The following is an 18,587-nucleotide window of genomic DNA, read 5'->3' as shown; positions in this document are numbered from 1 at the left end:
CATATCGCCGTCCGTGGGCCACCCCTCCCCAACGAGGGGCCACTATCTGGAAGGATAGACCACGATGACGACGCATACGAAGCCCGGACTCCGTCCGGCAAACCCCAATTTCTCCTCAGGTCCCTGCGCAAAACGCCCCGGCTGGTCGGTCGAGGCGCTGAAGAATGCTGCGCTCGGCCGTTCGCACCGCGCCAAGATCGGCAAGACCAAGCTCGAACAGGCCATCGAGTTGACGCGCGAGATTCTCCAGGTTCCGGCCGATTACCGTATCGGCATCGTGCCGGCGTCGGACACGGGTGCTGTCGAGATGGCGCTGTGGTCGCTGCTCGGTGAACGCGGCGTCGACATGGTGGCATGGGAAAGCTTTGGCTCGGGCTGGGTGACCGATGTCGTCAAGCAGCTGAAGCTCGCCGATATCAGAAAGGTCGAGGCAGGCTATGGCGAACTGCCGGATCTCACCAAGATCGATTTCGACCGCGATGTGGTCTTCACCTGGAACGGCACGACCTCAGGCGTGCGCGTGCCGAATGGCGATTTCATTCCAGCCGACCGCAAAGGCCTGACCATCTGCGACGCGACCTCGGCCGCATTCGCGCAGAGGCTCGATTTCCAGAAGCTCGATGTCGTCACCTTCTCCTGGCAGAAAGTGCTGGGCGGCGAGGGCGCACACGGCATGCTGATCCTGTCGCCTCGCGCCGTCGAGCGACTGGAAACCTACAAGCCGGCGTGGCCGCTGCCGAAAATCTTCCGCCTGACCTCGGGCGGCAAGCTGATCGAAGGCGTCTTCAAGGGCGAGACCATCAACACGCCGTCGATGCTGTGCGCCGAGGACTATCTCGATGCGCTTCATTGGGCGAAGTCGATCGGCGGTCTCGATGCGTTGATTGCCAGAGCCGATGCCAATGCCGCCGTGCTCGATGGCTTTGTCGACAAGTCGTCCTGGCTCGGCCATCTCGCGGTCGATGCGGCGACACGGTCCAACACGTCCGTATGTCTGTCCTTCACCGACGCCGATGTCGCGGCGCTCGACGCCGACGGGCAGGCGGCCTTCGCCAAGGCGATCGTCTCTGTGCTCGACAAGGAAGGCGTCGCCTACGACATCGGCTCCTATCGTGACGCACCTTCCGGTCTGCGCATCTGGTGCGGCGCCACCGTCGAGACCTCCGATCTCGAGGCGCTGCTGCCCTGGCTCGACTGGGCCTTCGCCACGCAGAAGGCTTCGGTGAAGGCAGCAGCCTGAGAATTCGTGGCGGCCTGCGGGCCGCCATTTCCCGACAATCCAGTTCAAGGAGGCCGCCATGGCGCCCCGCGTTCTCGTCTCTGACAAACTCTCCACCACCGCCGTCCAGATATTCAAGGACCGCGGCATCGAGGTCGACTATTTGCCCGATCTCGGCAAGGACAAGGAAAAGCTGCTCGAAGTCATCGACCAGTATGATGGTCTTGCCATCCGCTCGGCGACCAAGGTCACGGAAAAACTGATCAACGCAGCGACAAGACTCAAGGTCGTCGGCCGCGCCGGCATCGGTGTCGACAATGTCGACATCCCCGCGGCGAGCCGCAAGGGCATCATCGTGATGAACACGCCTTTCGGCAATTCGATCACCACGGCCGAACATGCGGTGGCGATGATCTTTGCACTCGCACGGCAGATCCCGGAGGCCAATGCCTCGACCCATGCCGGCAAATGGGAAAAGAACCGTTTCATGGGCGTCGAGATCACCGGCAAGACGCTGGGTGTCATCGGCTGCGGCAATATCGGCTCGATCGTCGCCACGCGCGGCGTCGGCCTGAAGATGCATGTCGTTGCCTTCGACCCGTTCCTGTCGGACAAGCGCGCCGAGGAACTCGGCGTCGACAAGGTCGAGCTGGACGAGCTTTTCGCCCGCGCCGATTTCATCACGCTGCACACGCCGCTGACCGACAAGACGCGCAACATCATCGACGCGGCGGCGATCGCCAAGATGAAGAACGGCGTGCGCATCATCAATTGCGCGCGTGGCGGGCTCATCGTCGAAGCCGACCTGGTCGCGGCGCTGAAGAGCGGCAAGGTGGCGGGCGCCGGCGTCGATGTGTTCGAGGTCGAACCGGCGGAAAACAACGCGCTGTTCGGCATGGAGAATGTGGTGGCAACGCCGCATCTCGGCGCCTCGACAGCGGAAGCGCAGGAAAATGTCGCGCTCCAGGTGGCCGAGCAGATGGCCGACTATCTGATCAAGGGCGCGGTTTCGAATGCCATCAACATGCCCTCGATCACGGCCGAGGAAGCACCGCGGCTAAAGCCGTTCGTCAAGCTCGCCGAAGTGCTCGGCGCCTTTGTCGGCCAGGTCACCGAGGACCCGATCAACGAGGTCGAGATCCTGTTCGACGGCTCGACCGCGACGATGAACACGCGTGCCTTGATCAGTGCCACGCTTGCCGGACTGATCCGGCCGCAGGTCGCCGACGTCAATATGGTGTCGGCGCCGATCATGGTGAAGGAGCGCGGCATCATCGTCGCCGAGGTCAAGCGCGACAAGTCGGGCGTGTTCGACGGCTACATCAAGCTGACGGTGAAGACCGAGCACATGACGCGCTCGATCGCCGGCACCTGCTTCTCCGACGGCAAGCCGCGCTTCATCCAGATCAAGGGCATCAATCTCGACGCCGAGGTCGGCCAGCACATGCTCTACACAACCAATGCCGATGCGCCCGGCATTATCGGCCTGCTCGGCACGGTGTGCGGCGAGAACGGCGTCAACATCGCCAACTTCCAGCTCGGCCGCAACCGGCCGGGCGGCGACGCGATCGCGCTGCTCTATCTCGACGCGCCGTTCCCGGAGAAAGTGCTGGAACAGGTCAAGGCGCACAAGTCCATCGACTCGGCCAAGCGGCTGCAGTTCGACGTCAACGCAATGTAGTTGACGGCGTGGCGGATGCGGCGGTCCTCCCCCCATCATTGGGCGGCCGTCGCAGAGGCCGGTTCAGGTCAATTCGTCTGAGCCGTCGGAGACGCCCACGCGATGCCGATAGACCAGTTCCCAGCCCTTCCACCCTGTAAACAGCAGGATCAGAACCACGATCAGCGATAAGATAAAGCCGGTCGGGATCACAGCCGCCGCTCCACCGACATAACGAGAGTACCAGTTATAAAGCTCGATCAGCACGACGAGCACGTTGCCGCCGGCATGGAGCCATGCCGTCGTGAGATTGCGGATCTGAACATCGCCGAGAACATCCGTCAGGCCGGTAAGAGCGGCCAAGGCGCCCATGATCAGGCCGGCGCCGAGAAGCCAAAGCGATCCGGTGACCCACCTGGGATCGGCTGTCTGCCAGAAAATCAGATCGCAAACGAAGGTACCGACAAAGAAGGCGATCGGAAACGGAATCAGCATTGGATGAATGGGGTGACCGGCAATGCTTGCTGTGCTGCGAGGGTTATGGCTCATCTTGTTGCCTCCCACGCAAGCAAACTCCGCCAGAGGTAAAATGTTCCAGGTCGGCGCGCGGCAGCAGTTATCGCGACGGCGGCGCAGCGCGGCAGCGGCCAAATGTTATCCGCAGCGGTTCGGTGCCGACATCTTGCGCCCGCTGTATTCGGCGAGCGAAATGCCGCCCAGCACCAGGGCAAGCGCCAGCGCCTGGTAGAGCTGGAATGTCTCGCCGACGATCAGCACTGACAGCAGCGTGCCGAAGATCGGCACCAGATTGATGAACAGCCCGGCACGGTTGGCGCCGATCAGTTCGTTGCCCCTGATGTAAGTGATCTGCGAAATGACCGAAGCGCCGATCGCGGTATAGACGATGACCACCCAGCCGCTGATATCGGGGACGATAACCTTGCCGGTGGCGACCTCCCACAGGAAGAACGGCAGCGAGGTGATGAGGGCAGCGATCGCCAGGGACAACATCAGGCTCTGCCAGCGCATCACCGGCTTCAGCCGCAGCCCGACCGAATAACCGCTGTAGAGGACGACCGCGACCAGCATGATGGCGTCGCCGAAATTGAGTTCCAATGTGAGCAGCCGGCGCGGATCGCCGTGGCAGGCAGTCAAGATGACGCCGAAGATGGTCAGCACCACGCCCGCAATCTGAGCCCAGCTCACGCGCAGGCGGAAGAAGAAGAAATTGGCAATGATGATCAAGACCGGCATCGCCGCCTGTTCGATCGAGACATTGATCGCCGTCGTGTAGTTGAGCGCGGTGTAAAAAATGGTGTTGAACAGAGTGAAGCCGCTGGCGCCAAGTGCAGCCAGGACGAACCAGTGTTTGCGCACCACCGGCCAGTCCTCCCTGATCGTGCGCCAGCCGATCGGCAGCAGGATCGCGACGGCCAGCACCCAGCGCAGGAAGACCAGCGTCATCGGCGAGACGTGATCGACCGCCAGCTTGCCGGCGACGGAATTGCCGCCCCACAACAAGGTGGTCAGCAGCAGGAACAGGTAGGCGCGTCGATGCATTGCGGGATTCCGGCCGCTTGGGGAGTTGTGTTTGCCGGCCTATTGCCCCCGCCGACGCAAGTAAATGATGTCAAAGCCGAAAATTGTTGTGCCTCAGGGCATTTTCGGCGGCAAAGAAAGGTCGCGCTTGCGAGGTCTTGACGCTATAGAGGCCTGTCGTTTCGAACCATATCCAGGCCGCCAGGGCGGCATCTCAAGGGAAAAGAAACATGGCCAATGTGGTGGTCGTCGGCTCGCAATGGGGCGACGAAGGCAAGGGCAAGATCGTCGACTGGTTGTCGGAGCGCGCCGACGTGGTCGTGCGCTTCCAGGGCGGCCACAATGCCGGCCATACGCTGGTCGTCGACGGCAAGGTCTACAAACTGTCGCTGCTGCCGTCGGGCGTGGTGCGGCAAGGCAAGCTGTCGATCATCGGCAATGGCGTCGTCTTCGACCCGCACGCCTTTGTCGCCGAAGTGGCAAAACTCAAGGCGCAAGGCGTCGAGGTCACGCCGGACCGCCTGAAAATAGCCGAAAACACCGCGCTTATCCTGTCGCTGCACCGGGAGCTGGACGGATTCCGCGAGGACGCCGCCTCCAATTCCGGGACGAAAATTGGCACGACGCGTCGTGGCATCGGCCCAGCCTATGAAGACAAGGTGGGCCGGCGCGCGGTTCGGGTGATGGATCTGGCGGATTTGGAAACGCTGCCCCTCAAGGTCGACAGGCTGCTGACGCATCACAATGCGCTGCGTCGCGGGCTTGGCCATGGCGAAGTCACGCATGAGGCGATCATGACCGAGCTGACCTCGGTGGCCGATGAGATCCTGCCCTATATGGACCGCGTCTGGAAAATCCTCGACGACAAGCGCCGCGCCGGCGAACGCATCCTGTTCGAGGGCGCGCAAGGCACGCTGCTCGACATCGACCACGGCACCTATCCGTTCGTCACCTCGTCCAACACCGTTGCCGGCCAGGCAGCCGCCGGCTCGGGGGTGGGCCCCGGCGCCATCGGCTATGTCCTGGGCATCACCAAGGCCTATACGACGCGTGTCGGCGAAGGCCCGTTCCCGACCGAGCAGAAGAACGAGATCGGCGAATTTCTCGGTACGCGTGGCCACGAATTCGGCGTCGTCACCGGGCGCAAGCGCCGTTGCGGCTGGTTCGACGCCGTGCTGGTGCGCCAGGCCGTCGCCGTAAACGGTATCAAGGGCATCGCGCTGACCAAGCTCGACGTGCTCGACGGGCTGGATGAGATCAAGGTCTGCACCGGCTACCGTCTCGACGGCGAAACGATCGACTATCTGCCGGCCAGCCAGGGCGCGCAGGCGCGTGTCGAGCCGGTCTACGAGACGCTCGAAGGCTGGAAAGGCACCACCGCCGGCGCGCGCAGCTGGAATGACCTTCCGGCGCAGGCCGTCAAATATGTCCGTTACATCGAGGAGCTGATCGGCGCACCCGTCGCGCTCCTTTCCACCAGCCCGGAACGGGACGACACGATACTTGTGACCGATCCGTTTCAAGACTAGTTTTCTGAAGCCTTTCCGGGCATCGCGGCCGATTTGCGGGGGCCGGCGCGGAAACAAAATACAGGTCGACTGAAGCATGGCAGATTTCGTTGCTATTCTGAAAAAGGCGCTCGACAAGCACGGCGACGAAACGCCCGAAAAGCGTACGCGGATCTATGACAGCGTTCGTACCATGCTGGCGAAGAAGCTTGCGGAGTATTCGCCGCCGCTGGCCGCCGAAGCCATAAGCACGCAGAAGCGATCCCTGGAAGATGCCATCTCGAGCGTCGAGCGCGACTATGCCAGGGCGGTGCCGGCATCCGATCCGCTGGCGGAGCTGGAGCACATCTTCTCCTCCATCGACCGCAACAAGAACCAGTCCAGTCATGTAAAGCCTTCCGCCACGCCTGCGCCGGCCTGGCAGCCGGCGAAATCCGTGCAGCCGGCGCCGACCGCCAGGACAGAGCCGAGCTGGCAGAGGCCCGCGCCGACACCGCCTGCAGGGCGTGCAGAAACCATCGACAAGCAAGCCGCGGAGCTGGACGCTGACGACGATAGCGCCGATGTCTTTGCCAATGACGAGCAGCCGGCGGCGGACACGTTCCAGCGCCTGCGCCCCGCCGAGCGCAGGCGCAGCTATGGCGGGTTGATCGCGGCTGTCGTCGCGCTTCTGGTGGTCGCCGGCGGCGGCTATGGCATCTGGCTGAACAAGGATGCCTTTGGCTCGATGCTGGGCCTCGGCGGCGACACCAAGACGGTCTCGACCGAACCGCTGGTAAAGCCGGCGCCGGCCAAGCCCGCGGCCGATGCACCGGCACCGGCCGCTGCCGGCGAGGGAACGAAGTTCACCCAGCGCCTGTCGCCCGAAGGCGGTGAAACCGACCCCGGTCCCGCGGCCGGTCAAAGCGGCATCGGCGAGGGCGAGTCCGTCGCCGCGCTGACCACACCGCCACCCCCGGCTCCAGCGCCACCTGCGGCTCCAGCGCCTGCGACCCCGCCGGCCGGCGACGCCGCAGCCACGGGCGCGCCCGCCACGCCGGCGCCCGACGCTTCCGCCACGCCACCGGCAACGCCGCCCGCCGATGGCGTCGCTCCGCCGGCCAACGGGGCAGCACCGGCTGATGCCGCCGCCACGCCGCCCGCGGTCGGCACGCCGCCCGCTGCGCCGGCGGCCGCCGCTCCCGCGCCGACCGTTGCGGTCGGCCAGAAGGCGATCTTCTACGAGGAACGCACCTCGACCGCGCAAGGTTCGGCCGAACCCGGCAGCATCGTCTGGTCGCTGGTGCAGGAATCGCCCGGCGGCGACCTGCCGCCCGAGCCGGCGATCCGCGCCGAGGCGACCATTCCCGGCAAGGACATCCAGCTGCGCATGACCATCCGCCGCAATACCGACCAGACGCTGCCGGCCAGCCACATCATCGAGATGATCTTCCTGACGCCCGAGGGCTTTGACGGCGGTGGCGTCGACAACATCCTGCGCGTCGCCATGAAGAGTTCGGAACAGGATGCCGGCAGCCCGCTGATCGGCATTCCGGCCAAGATCGCCGACGGCTTCTTCCTGGTGGCGCTCAACGACACCAAGGCCGACGAGGACGCCAATATGACCTTGCTTCGAGGCCAGGACTGGATCGACGTGCCGGTGGTCTACAAGACCGGACGCCGGGCGCTGCTGACCATGGAAAAGGGCATTCCGGGCGAGAAGGTGTTCGACGAGGCGCTGAAGGCCTGGCAGGCGAAGACGGCAGGTTGACGGGCGGCAGTAGCGGCTGCCTTCGCTCAGAAGCCCTGGAACAGCATGTCGAGCGCGGCGACGATGTCGTCGTGATGTCTAGAAAGGTTTCCCTCTGGCATCCGCAATTCGGACGCGCTGAAGGCCGACACAAACTGTGTGACCATCACAAGATCTTTGCCGTTTATAGCGAAGGTCGGGTTCAGGCGGCGGCCAGGAAGCGGGGCTACCTCGGGCGGCATCAAAGGAACGACCACCCTCGTGCTCAGCCCTTCAAGCATATCTGACTGCACGTCGAGAAGATAACCGTCGCTCTCGGTACTCCGATAGAAATCGTAACGCGCCATCAGAACGGCCGGTGTTTAGCCAATGGCAGTCCGTTCTTTCGGACATATTCGTTGGAGCTTTCGATGGCTTCCCTGTTTTCTTCTTGCCATCGACGCGTTTTCTCCGCCGCAATCGCTTTCGCGATCCCTGCTTCGGCAGCGCGGGAGATGTTGATGCCCAACGCTTTGGCGTCCTTGATCAACTGAGAGTCAATGGACGTGTTGACAGAGGCCCGCTGAGTTTTTGGCGACGATTGAAGCACGGAGATGCCTCCTTTCATGCGCACAATATACGCGCATAAAAGACCGCAGGCAATGCTACCCCTCCATCTCCTCACGCAGCATTTCCAACTCCAGCCACTCTTCCTCGAGTGCGGCCAGCGTGGCGCGTTCCTTGTCGAGGGCGGCGATGGTCTTTTGGAACGAGGCCGGGTCGCGCTCGTAATAGGCGGGATCGGCAATGTTGTTTTCCAAACGCGAGATCGAGGCCATTACCGCCTCGATCTTCTTGGGCAAGGATTCCAGGGCGAATTTCTGCTTGAACGACAGTTTCTTCGACGGCCCTTTTGGCGCTGTCGGCTCGCTCTTGCCCGGCGCCGGCGCATCGCTGGCTTCGGCCTTGGCGCGCGCCTTGCGGTCGTCGAGCCGGGTGCCGCCGCGCTGCGCCAGCATGTCGGAATAGCCACCGGCATATTCGATCCAGCGGCCGCCTCCGTCCGGGGCGATGATGCTGGTGACGGTGCGGTCGAGGAAGTCGCGGTCGTGGCTGACCAGGATGACCGTGCCGGCAAAGCCGGCGACAAGTTCCTGCAACAGTTCCAGCGTCTCCATGTCGAGATCGTTGGTCGGCTCGTCGAGCACCAGAAGGTTGGCCGGCCGCGCCAGAACACGCGCCAGGAGCAGCCGCGCCCGTTCGCCGCCGGACAGCTCGCGCACCGGGGTGCGCGCCTGTTCCGGCTTGAACAGGAAATCCTTCATGTAGGACACGACATGGCGCTGCCCGCCATTGATGACGAGGTTTTCGCCGCGCCCGTCTGTGAGATACTGCGCCAGGGTCTCGGCCGGATCGACCGCCTCGCGCTTCTGGTCGAGCGTGGCGATTTCCAGATTGGTGCCGAGCCGCACCGAGCCGGCGTCGGGCTTCATCTCGCCGGTAAGCATCTTCAACAGCGTCGTCTTGCCGGCGCCGTTCGGCCCGACAAGGCCGACGCGATCGCCGCGCTGGATGCGGGTCGAGAAGCTTTTGACCACGGTGAGGTCGCCAAAGCTCTTTTCGATGTTCTTGGCCTCGATCACCAGCTTGCCGGATTCGGCGGCGTCGCTGGCCACCATGGTGGCCGAGCCCTCGGCGCCGCGATGGCCGCGAAAACGCTGGCGCATGGTCTGCAGTTCGCCCAGGCGGCGCATGTTGCGTTTGCGGCGAGCCGTCACGCCATAGCGCAGCCAATGCTCCTCGCGCACGATCTGGCGGCCGAGCTTGTGCTGTTCGCGCTCTTCCTCTTCCAGCATAAGGTCGCGCCATTCCTCGAAATGGCCAAAGCCCTTGTCGAGGCGGCGGGTCTGGCCACGGTCGAGCCAGACAGTGGCGCGCGAGACGCGTTCGAGGAAGCGTCGGTCGTGCGAGATGACGATCAGCGCCGAAGACGTCCGGACGAGCTCCTCTTCCAGCCATTCGATGACCGACAAATCGAGATGGTTGGTCGGCTCGTCAAGCAGCAGAATATCGGGTTCGGGCGCCATGACGCGGGCAAGTGCTGCGCGGCGCGCCTCGCCGCCGGAGAGATCGTTGGGGTTCTCCGTGCCGGCGAGGCCGAGATGCTCCATCAGATATGTGGCGCGGTAGGGATCGTCGGCAGGCCCAAGCCCGGCCTCGACATAGGCACGCACATTGGCAAAGCCGTCCATGTCGGGCATTTGCGGGAGATAGCGCACCGTTGCCGAAGGCTGGCGGAAGACCTCGCCGTCTTGCGGATCGATCAGACCGGCGGCAATCTTCAGGAGCGTCGACTTGCCGGAGCCGTTGCGGCCGACGAGCGCGATCTTGTCACCGGCGGACGCCGTCAGTTCGGCGCCGTCGAGCAGCGGCGTGCCGCCAAAGGTCAGTCTTATGCCGTCGAGGTTGAGAAGGGGCGGGGCCATGTCAGCTTTCAGGCAAGGGGTAGGGGTGGGCGAGCAGCAGCGCGCGGCCATGGCCGAGCGCGATTTCGAGGCCGCCCCCGGTCGTGTTGGACTTGACCTCGTTCGAGATGGTCAGCGACGAGCCGAACACGACCTCGACATGGTCGAGCGGCCACTTCGCGCCGGACACGGTGAGGCCCGAAAGATCGGAAAAGCCGAGCACCGAAAACAGCGTTCCGTCGGCATAGTCGAAGCCGGCCTTGCCAGGCAGCAGAGGGGCGCCTTCCTGCGCTCCGCTGGTCAACAGCACTTTTGTGCCGGCCTCGGCCAGCCGCAGGCTGAGCGCCAGATGCAGGAAGGCGTGGTCGGCGCGCTTGCCGCCGAAAGCGCCGGCCAGCACCAGGCTGGTGGCGCCGCGTCCCAATGCCGCCGCGATCGCCAGTTCGCCATCGGTCTTGTCCTTTTCGGGAGGAAACACCTCCCGCGGCACGGCGGCGAGATCGGCAGGCAGGTCCGCCGGCACGGAATCGAAATCGCCGACCCACAGCTCCGGCATCAGGCCGAGCAGGCGGGCATGATCGATGCCGGCGTCGGCGGCGATGACGCGCGTGCCCGCGACCTGGCGGTCGAGCCGCGGCGTGCGGACGAGATCGCCGCCAAGCAGGATGGTGAATGTGCTCATATCCGCTGGCCCTTACCAGCCCCGCCGACGAAACGGAAGGCCGAGCGGCACCGTCACTCTTTGTTGGAGCATGATCTTTTTCCGGAAACGGATTCCACTTTCCGGGATCATGCTCGGGCAAACTTCCACTTGCGTGGCACCTTGGCCGGGCCTATGTGTCGAAACGCTCTAACGGGGTGCCGGACGCGATCTTCGCGGACCGGCTGAGAGGCAGTCTCGCCAACCCGCTGAACCTGATCCGGTTTGTACCGGCGGAGGGATTAGACGCTTCGGACAGCCCGACGCCTCAATTCCTTTCAACACGAATGAAGGAGGCGCCGATGCGCATGTTTTTGTCCCGTCTTGTCCCAGCGCTGGGGCTTGCTGTTTCGCTACTGGCAAGCTCTGCGTCCGCGCAGGAAAAACTCACGATCTATACCTATGAGAGTTTCACTGCCGACTGGGGTCCGGGCCCCCAGGTGAAGAAGGAATTCGAGGCCGAGTGCGGCTGCAGCGTCGACTTCGTCTCGGTGGCCGACGGCGTCGCGCTGCTCAACCGCGTCAAGCTCGAAGGTGCCTCGACCAAGGCCGATATCGTGCTTGGTCTCGACACCAACCTCACTGCGGAAGCCAAGGCTTCCGGCCTGTTTGTCCCACATGGCGCGGTGGCTGAAAACAACGTGCCGGGCGGCTGGAGCGACGACACTTTCGTGCCCTATGATTATGGTTATTTCGCCGTCGTCTACGACACCGAAAAGCTGAAGAGCCCGCCGAAGAGCCTGAAGGAACTGGTCGAGGGCGATGCCGCCGACAAGATCGTCATCCAGGATCCGAGGACGTCGACGCCGGGCCTCGGCCTGCTGCTGTGGGTCAAGTCGGTCTATGGCGACAAGGCGCCGGAAGCCTGGGCGAAACTCAAGGGCAAAGTGCTGACGGTGACGCCCGGCTGGAGCGAGGCCTATGGCCTGTTCACCAAGGGCGAGGCGCCGATGGTGCTTTCCTATACGACGTCGCCGGCCTACCACATGGTGGCCGAGAACACCGGGCGCTACCAGGCGGCCTCGTTCGAGGAAGGCGAGTATCTGCAGATCGAGGTCGCCGGCATCACCACCACGGGCGCGAAGAATCCGCTGGCGGCGAAGTTCCTGGCCTTCATGACCGGGCCGAAATTCCAGGATGTCATTCCGGAGACCAACTGGATGTTCCCGGCCGGGAAAACCGACAAGCCGCTCAATCCGGCTTTTGATAGGCTGGTCAAGCCGGCGAAGACCTTGCTGTTCAGCCCGGAAGAGGTCGCGGCAAATCGCAAGGCCTGGGTGGATGAATGGCTGGCGGTGATGAGCAAATAGCTTTGGCTGTATGATCGAAAGATGAGTGCCCTACGGCGCCCCCCTCTGTCCTGCCGGACATCTCCCCCACGAGGGGGGAGATTGGCTATCGTCGGCGATTTCGCCAGTCGCCAAGGTTGCAGGAATAAGCGGGGCGCGGAAATAGCTGATCTCCCCCCTTGTGGGGGAGATGTCCGGCAGGACAGAGGGGGGCGCGAAGGAACGCGACGCCCGGTAAAGAGTGCAACGCTCTGACCCCCGCATCACGGCCGGCATTGTCGCGCTTGCGGCAATCGCGCTGCTGATCGGTGGCGCCTTCGCCGGCCTTATCCGCGAAGGCGCGCACGACCTTTCCGGCGCCGCGTCCGCCTTTGACCTCTATCTCCTGCGCGTTGTCCGCTTCACGCTCTGGCAGGCTGCGCTCTCGATGCTGCTTTCTGTCGTACCGGCGCTGTTCGTCGCCCGCGCGCTGTCGCGGCATCCGCGCTTCTTCGGACGCGGCTTCATCCTGCAGCTGTTTACTGTGCCCCTTGCCTTGCCGGCGATTGTCGCAGCGCTGGGCATACTGGCGCTCTACGGCCGCGCCGGTTATTTCGCCGCGATCGGTGGCCAGAGCTGGCCCGACATCTATGGGCTGCCGGGCATCCTCGTCGCCCACGTCTTCTTTAACCTGCCGCTGGCCACCCGGCTGTTCCTCGAAGCGCTGGGCACGGTGCCGGCCGATCAATGGCGGCTGGCAAGCCAGCTCGGCATGGGAGCGAGGCCAGCCTTCCGGCTGATCGAGTGGCCGGTGATGCGCGCCGCGCTGCCGGGCGTCGCCGGGCTTGTCTTCATGCTTTGCATCACCTCCTTCACCATCGTCCTGATCCTCGGCGGCGGGCCGGCGGCGACGACGCTGGAAGTCGCCATCTATCAGGCGCTGCGTTTCGACTTCGATCCGGCGCGAGCGGTGACGCTGACGGTGCTGCAGATCGCGCTGACTTTTGCCGTCATGCTGGCGCTGACGCGGCTCGGCGCCAATATGACCGGCGACGCCAATTTGCCTGTCGCGCCGCGCCGCTATCACTTGGCCGGCAAAGCAGAAACAGCGTTCAACGCCGTCCTGATCGTGCTCGCCTTGCTGTTCGTCGCCGGACCAATGGCGGCCACCGTCGCGTCCGGCCTCGGCGCCGATCTCGGCCGGCTGGCGGGCGAGAGTGCCGTGCGTCAGGCGACCCTGACCAGCGCCGGTCTCGCCCTCTCGGCGGCGCTACTTTCGGTGGCGCTGTCGCTGTCGCTGATCATGGCTCGGCGGGCACTGTCGCTGCGCCGCCGGTCCAGTGCCCGTTCATTGCTCGAACATGCCACCGACACCGGCGCCGGCTTCGTCCTCGTCGTGCCGCCCATTGTCATCGGCGCCGGCTGGTTTCTCCTGCTGCGCACGGTCAGCGATGTCTTTGCCATCGCGCCGGTCATGGTCGTCACCGTCAATGCGGTGATGGCGATGCCCTTTGCCATCCGCGCGATGCGCCCGGCCTATGATGCGGCGAGCGAGCGCCACGAAAAGCTGTGCGCGCAGCTCGGCATTGCGGGCTGGAACCGGCTGCTTCTGGTCGACTGGCCATCGCTCCGGCGGCCGCTGGCCACCGGCTTTGCCTTCGCCATGGCGCTGTCGCTCGGCGATCTCGGCGTCATCGCGCTGTTCGGCAGCGATTCGGTGCAGACCTTGCCCTATCTCCTGCTGGCGCGCATGGGCAGCTATCGCACGGCCGATGCTGCCGGGCTGGCTTTGCTGCTCGGGGCGGTCTGCCTTGCATTGGTGGTCGCGGCAGACTGGCTGGGACGGGGAGAGAGATCGTGACGTCCGCTGTGGAGAAAGGCACGACTGTCCGGCTGGACAAGGTCTCGTTCAGCTATGGCGAAACGTCATTCCTGTTCGATGTCGAATTCCATACATCTAAGATCACCGCCATCATGGGGGCAAGTGGTTCGGGCAAATCGACCTTGCTCAATCTGGTGGCTGGTTTCGAGACGCCGGAGTCCGGTCGCGTGCTGATCGGCGCCGCCGATGTCGGCGCCAAGCCGCCTTGGGCGCGGCCGGTGTCGATGGTATTCCAGGAAAACAATCTGTTTGCTCATCTCTCGGTGGAGAAGAATGTCGGGCTCGGCCGCTCGCCATCGCTCAACCTGACCGACGCCGATCGCGCCGCAATCGCCGAGGCGCTTGACCGCGTCGGCCTGGCCGGCAAGGAAATGCGCCTGCCGCGCGAACTCTCCGGCGGCGAAAGGCAGCGCGTGGCGCTCGCCCGCGTTCTGGTGCGCGACCGGCCGGTGCTGCTGCTCGACGAGCCGTTCGCTTCGCTCGGGCCAGCACTGCGCGACGACATGCTCGACCTGGTGGCCGGCGTTCATGCCGAGCGGGCGATGACGGTGCTGTTCGTCACGCATCAGCCGGAAGACGCTCGCCGTATCGGCGAGCAGATGGTTTTTCTGGACAATGGCAGGGTTGCCGCGACGGGACCTGCCGCCGATTTTTTCGACGGCACTGGCCCTGAAGCGTTTCGGCGCTATATCGGCGCAAGTTCGGGCGGATCACGCGATATTGCCCGGAAGCGGACATAATTTACGACCAAACCGGCTACAGGTGATGTGGCGCTTGCTTGCCATGGTCCAGCTGATGTGGCTAGGTCCGCTTAGTACTGGTCCGGCACGAGCCGTGATTTGCCCCCTACAGCGCCGCATCCGGCCGGATGCGTAAACGCTGTAGGTTTTTTGATGTGTGCAGGATTGCCAACGAAAACCGATTTTTCGCTGGCGCGGACCCCGGTCCAAATCATGCGCCGAGAGCTGAAGGAACGCCGTGCTGCCGACCGGCACTGACACTTTGAAACGCAGACCGCTGGTGCGCTTCCTCGCGCTGGTCGGCCTTGCCGTGGCGCTGGCCAGCTGCCAGATGTTCACGCCTCCCGAAGTGCAGGAATCCGGCTTCCAGCCTTCCGACAAGCCGATCACGGTCGACAATGTCGCCGCCAACAGCAAGCTTGCCGAACTGGCGAAGGCACAGCATCCGCGCATCCTTGCCACCTATGGCGGCGAATATTCCGATCCCAAGCTCGAGCGCATGGTGGCCAAGGTTGTCGGCAGCCTGACCGTGGTGTCGGCCAATCCGACCCAGACCTATCGCATCACCATCCTCAATTCGCCAAACGTCAACGCTTTCGCGCTGCCGGGCGGCTATCTCTACGTCACCCGCGGCCTGCTGGCGCTGGCCAATGATTCGGCCGAACTCGCCGCCGTCATCGCGCATGAGATGGGCCACGTCACCGCCAATCACGGTCTGCAGCGACAGCAGCTCGAGGCCGAGGAAGGCCTGGCGACCAAGGTGGTCTCCGATGTGCTGGGCGACAGCCCGACCGCCAAGCAGGCATTGATCCGCGGCAAGCTGAGGCTGGCGCAGTTCTCGCGCAACCAGGAGCTGGAGGCAGACGCGATCGGCATCAAGTCGATCGGCGAGGCGGGTTACGATCCCTATGCCGCCGGGCGTTTCCTGCAGTCGATGTCGGCCTATACCGATTTCCGCTCGATCAGCGGCGCCACCGACGCCAGCCTCGACTTCCTGGCCACGCACCCCAACACGCCGCAGCGAATTGATCTGGCGCAGCGCCACGCCCGCCAGTTCGGCGCGCCGGGCATCGGCACCCGCGACCGCGATTCCTTCCTGGCCGGGATAGACGGCCTGCTCTATGGCGACACGCCGGAAGAGGGCTATGTGCGCGGCCAGACCTTCCTGCATCCGGGCCTCGGCGTTTCGTTCACCGTGCCCGACGGCTTCATCATCGACAATTCGGCAGCGGCGGTGACGGCGACCGGTCCCGGCGACATGGCGATCCGCTTCGACGGTGTGTCGATCGACAAGGATCGTGCGCTGACCGACTACATCAGAAGCGGCTGGGTGGCCGGTCTCGACGAGACCAGTGTGCGCCAGGAGACGATCGACGGCAACGAGGCGGCGACAGCGCACGCCGGCGCCGATGGCTGGCAGTTCGACATTGCAGTGATCCGCGCCGGCGGCCAGGTCTATCGCCTGCTGACGGCCGCCCCCTCGGCCAGCACGACACTCGATCCGGTGGCACGCTCGGTCAGCGGTTCGTTCCGCGTGCTCAGCCCCGCCGAGAAAGCGGCACTGAAGCCGCTGCATATCCGCGTCGTCACGGTACAGGCCGGGCAGACGATGGGCACACTTTCGGCGCAGATGGTCGGCGTCGACCGCAAGCTCGATCTGTTCCGCGTGCTCAACGCGATGTCGCCGGGCGCCTCGGTTTCGGCCGGCGACAAGGTCAAGATCGTTACGGACAGATAGCGCCGGTCTTCGTCAGAAACCCCAGCCTTCGTAGTGCTTTTTTCTGAGATAACTTTTCTGAGATAACTCGGGGCGGTACCCCTGTTCCTGGCAATCTCACGCTGCCATGAATTCGGGGTTCTGCTTGACCAGCGCGAGCTTGAGCTTTTCCATGGCGCGGGCCTCGATCTGGCGGACACGCTCCTTGGAAATACCGAGGGTCTCGCCGAGCGCCTCAAGCGTCGCACCTTCGTCGGTCAGCCGGCGCTCCTCGATGATCCTGAGTTCGCGGGCATTGAGCGCGCGGAGCGCCGTCTTCAGCCACATCAGGCGCCGTTCGACGTCGATGGTGTCGCCGGCGACCTCGTCAGGCAATGGATCGTCCGAAATCAGGAAGTCCATCCGCTCGGTGGTGCCGGCTTCGTCGGCGAGCGGTGCGTTGAGCGAAGAGTCAGGTGCTGAAAGCCTGGAATCCATCTTCGCGACATCGGCCTCGGAGACGCCTAGGGCTACCGAGACTTCGCGGTAGAGCGTGGCGTTGGAGATCGGCTCGGCGCCATTGGCAAGACGGGCGCGCAGGCGCCGCAGGTTGAAGAACAGCGCCTTTTGCGCCGAAGAGGTGCCGCCGCGAACGATCGACCAGTTGCGCAGGATATAGTCCTGCATCGAAGCGCGGATCCACCATGTCGCATAGGTCGAGAAGCGCACCTCGCGCTCCGGCTCGAAACGCGCGGCTGCTTCCAGCAGCCCGACATGGCCCTCCTGGACCAGATCTCCGAGCGGCAGGCCGTAATGTCGGAATTTCGAAGCCATGGAGATGACCAGCCGCATATGGGCGACGGTGATCTGATGCAGCGCCTGCTGATCCTGGTCCTCCTTCCAGCGCAAGGCGAGAACATGTTCCTCATCGCGCTCGAGGTAGGGGGCTTTCATTGCCGTGCGGACCATGGTCCGTCCTGCCGTGTCTTCGATCATGCCGCGCTCCTGCTCCCGGACATTTTCGGACGGCCTGGCGGCCGTTATCTCTGTTTGACGCAATTCCGAAGGAAACCGCTTTCCCACTTTCCTGGAATTGCTTCGGGCCTAGCGCAGCCAAGGGTTCTTGAAATGGAAACGCGGCGCCCTACAACAAGCCATGAACGTGCCACACCGGGGATTGGTTCCGCCGCCGATGGCGGTTGTTTTGTGCGGTCCGACAGGGCGCATCGACACCGCAGATCGGGACTATTGGCACCGATCCGAGCTGCTTTGAGAATCTGATTTCTGGATCGTCGTTTTTTTGAAATCTGGTTCCTTATTTTGCTGCGCTGTATCTGTCAGTTTCCGGCTCTCACAAGCGCCGGACACCGGCCAAGGACGGGATCACACAGAAATGAAATGGCTCAATTCGCTCATCGTCGCCGGAACGCTTCAGGTTCTGGCTGTTACATCAGGCCATGCCGGCGCCAATCTTGACCAGATCAAGCAGGCCGGCACCCTCAAAGTCGGCACCGAAGGCACCTATGCGCCCTTCACCTATCATGATGCTTCCGGCGCGCTGGTCGGCTTCGACGTCGAGATCGCCAAGGCGATCGGCGACAAGCTCGGCGTCAAGGTCGAGTTCCTCGAAGGCAAATGGGACGGGCTGATCGCCGGCCTCGACGCCAACCGCTACGACGCCGTGATCAACGAGGTCGGCATTACCGACGCGCGCAAGGCCAAGTACGATTTCTCCGATCCTTACATCGCCTCCAAGGCCGTGCTGATCGTGCGCGGCGACAACACCGACATCAAGACCTTCGCCGACCTCAAGGGCAAGAAGTCGGCACAGTCGTTGACATCGAATTTCGGCAAGCTCGCCGAGACCAACGGCGCCGAACTCGTCGGCACCGACGGCTTCGACCAGTCGATCCAGCTGCTGCTCACCGGCCGCGCCGACGCCACCATCAATGACAGCCTGTCTTTCCTCGACTTCAAGAAGCACAAGCCGGACGCCAATGTGAAGATCGCCGCGCAGGAAGAGAACGCCGACTATTCCGGCGTCATCGTGCGCAAGGGTGATCCGGAGCTGGTCGCGGCGATCAATAAGGCGCTGGCCGACATCAAGGCCGACGGCACCTACAAGAAGATCGCCGACACCTATTTCGGCCAGGATGTCTCGCAGTAAAGACCATCTCCCGGCGGTTTGCCGGCAATGACCAA

16 protein-coding genes and 1 riboswitch are annotated in these 18,587 nt (G+C 63.9%); of the genes, 9 read left to right on the top strand and 7 right to left on the bottom strand.

What is annotated here, in order from left to right; genetic code table 11:
- Window positions 1–64: 64 nt before the first annotated feature.
- A complete protein-coding gene (locus AC3EML_RS01635; protein ID WP_352520857.1) occupies window positions 65–1,240 on the top strand; it encodes a phosphoserine transaminase in 1,176 nt (391 codons plus the stop codon).
- Window positions 1,241–1,298: 58 nt separating this feature from the next.
- Window positions 1,299–2,900: a phosphoglycerate dehydrogenase gene (serA, locus tag AC3EML_RS01630; protein ID WP_023726192.1), complete on the top strand. Its 1,602-nt coding sequence runs from the start codon at window positions 1,299–1,301 to the stop codon at window positions 2,898–2,900.
- A gap of 63 nt (window positions 2,901–2,963) precedes the next feature.
- Here the strand turns inward: serA and AC3EML_RS01625 are convergent, their stop codons facing one another.
- Together AC3EML_RS01625 and AC3EML_RS01620 are read right to left on the bottom strand one after the other, a co-directional pair.
- Window positions 2,964–3,428 carry a DUF2231 domain-containing protein gene (locus AC3EML_RS01625; protein WP_352514829.1) on the bottom strand — a complete coding sequence of 155 codons (465 nt, stop codon included), beginning with the start codon at window positions 3,426–3,428 and terminating at the stop codon, window positions 2,964–2,966.
- 105 nt (window positions 3,429–3,533) lie between these two features.
- Window positions 3,534–4,439 (bottom strand): DMT family transporter, encoded by a 906-nt coding sequence (locus tag AC3EML_RS01620; RefSeq protein WP_352520858.1) that lies wholly within the window; start codon window positions 4,437–4,439, stop codon window positions 3,534–3,536.
- Between the two features lie 209 nt (window positions 4,440–4,648).
- Between AC3EML_RS01620 and AC3EML_RS01615 the strand changes: the two genes are divergently transcribed.
- Both AC3EML_RS01615 and AC3EML_RS01610 read left to right on the top strand, forming a co-directional pair.
- Window positions 4,649–5,947, top strand: a complete 1,299-nt coding sequence (locus tag AC3EML_RS01615) for an adenylosuccinate synthase (RefSeq protein ID WP_023684197.1) — start codon at window positions 4,649–4,651, stop codon at window positions 5,945–5,947.
- Between the two features lie 76 nt (window positions 5,948–6,023).
- Window positions 6,024–7,676, top strand: a complete 1,653-nt coding sequence (locus AC3EML_RS01610; RefSeq protein WP_352520859.1) for a hypothetical protein — start codon at window positions 6,024–6,026, stop codon at window positions 7,674–7,676.
- 26 nt (window positions 7,677–7,702) lie between these two features.
- Here AC3EML_RS01610 and AC3EML_RS01605 read toward each other — a convergent pair whose 3' ends face one another.
- The 4 genes from AC3EML_RS01605 to AC3EML_RS01590 are packed head-to-tail and all read right to left on the bottom strand — an operon-like array spanning window position 7,703 to window position 10,781.
- Window positions 7,703–8,002: a CcdB family protein gene (locus AC3EML_RS01605; RefSeq protein WP_352520031.1), complete on the bottom strand. Its 300-nt coding sequence runs from the start codon at window positions 8,000–8,002 to the stop codon at window positions 7,703–7,705.
- A complete protein-coding gene (locus AC3EML_RS01600; protein ID WP_352520860.1) occupies window positions 8,002–8,244 on the bottom strand; it encodes a type II toxin-antitoxin system CcdA family antitoxin in 243 nt (80 codons plus the stop codon). Before AC3EML_RS01600 ends, AC3EML_RS01605 begins: the two co-directional genes overlap by 1 nt.
- Before the next feature lie 55 nt (window positions 8,245–8,299).
- Window positions 8,300–10,120, bottom strand: a complete 1,821-nt coding sequence (locus tag AC3EML_RS01595; protein ID WP_352520861.1) for an ABC-F family ATP-binding cassette domain-containing protein — start codon at window positions 10,118–10,120, stop codon at window positions 8,300–8,302.
- 1 nt (window position 10,121) lies between these two features.
- Window positions 10,122–10,781, bottom strand: a complete 660-nt coding sequence (locus AC3EML_RS01590; RefSeq protein WP_352520862.1) for a thiamine diphosphokinase — start codon at window positions 10,779–10,781, stop codon at window positions 10,122–10,124.
- A 162-nt stretch (window positions 10,782–10,943) separates the two neighbouring features.
- Window positions 10,944–11,058, top strand: a riboswitch (TPP riboswitch).
- A 43-nt stretch (window positions 11,059–11,101) separates the two neighbouring features.
- Here AC3EML_RS01590 and thiB point away from each other — a divergent pair.
- The 4 genes from thiB to AC3EML_RS01570 all read left to right on the top strand — a co-directional run bounded on the left by thiB (window position 11,102) and on the right by AC3EML_RS01570 (window position 16,427).
- A complete protein-coding gene (gene thiB, locus AC3EML_RS01585; protein WP_023752858.1) occupies window positions 11,102–12,109 on the top strand; it encodes a thiamine ABC transporter substrate binding subunit in 1,008 nt (335 codons plus the stop codon).
- A 220-nt stretch (window positions 12,110–12,329) separates the two neighbouring features.
- Window positions 12,330–13,928 carry a thiamine/thiamine pyrophosphate ABC transporter permease gene (thiP, locus tag AC3EML_RS01580; RefSeq protein WP_352520863.1) on the top strand — a complete coding sequence of 533 codons (1,599 nt, stop codon included), beginning with the start codon at window positions 12,330–12,332 and terminating at the stop codon, window positions 13,926–13,928.
- A complete protein-coding gene (gene thiQ, locus AC3EML_RS01575) occupies window positions 13,925–14,689 on the top strand; it encodes a thiamine ABC transporter ATP-binding protein (protein WP_352520864.1) in 765 nt (254 codons plus the stop codon). Before thiP ends, thiQ begins: the two co-directional genes overlap by 4 nt.
- 331 nt (window positions 14,690–15,020) lie before the next feature.
- A complete protein-coding gene (locus AC3EML_RS01570) occupies window positions 15,021–16,427 on the top strand; it encodes a M48 family metalloprotease (RefSeq protein ID WP_245260366.1) in 1,407 nt (468 codons plus the stop codon).
- A 96-nt stretch (window positions 16,428–16,523) separates the two neighbouring features.
- Here the strand turns inward: AC3EML_RS01570 and AC3EML_RS01565 are convergent, their stop codons facing one another.
- Window positions 16,524–17,381: an RNA polymerase factor sigma-32 gene (locus AC3EML_RS01565; RefSeq protein WP_023731851.1), complete on the bottom strand. Its 858-nt coding sequence runs from the start codon at window positions 17,379–17,381 to the stop codon at window positions 16,524–16,526.
- A 397-nt stretch (window positions 17,382–17,778) separates the two neighbouring features.
- Here AC3EML_RS01565 and AC3EML_RS01560 point away from each other — a divergent pair, with 397 nt between their 5' ends.
- Entirely contained in the window at window positions 17,779–18,552 is a 774-nt protein-coding gene (locus AC3EML_RS01560) for an amino acid ABC transporter substrate-binding protein (protein WP_023702802.1), read from the top strand.
- The last annotated feature ends 35 nt before the right edge of the window (window positions 18,553–18,587 follow it).

Source organism: Mesorhizobium sp. P170090, assembly GCF_057786115.1.
The sequence above is the reverse complement of the archived record's forward strand: the minus strand, read 5'-3'. Positions and strand labels throughout refer to the sequence as shown.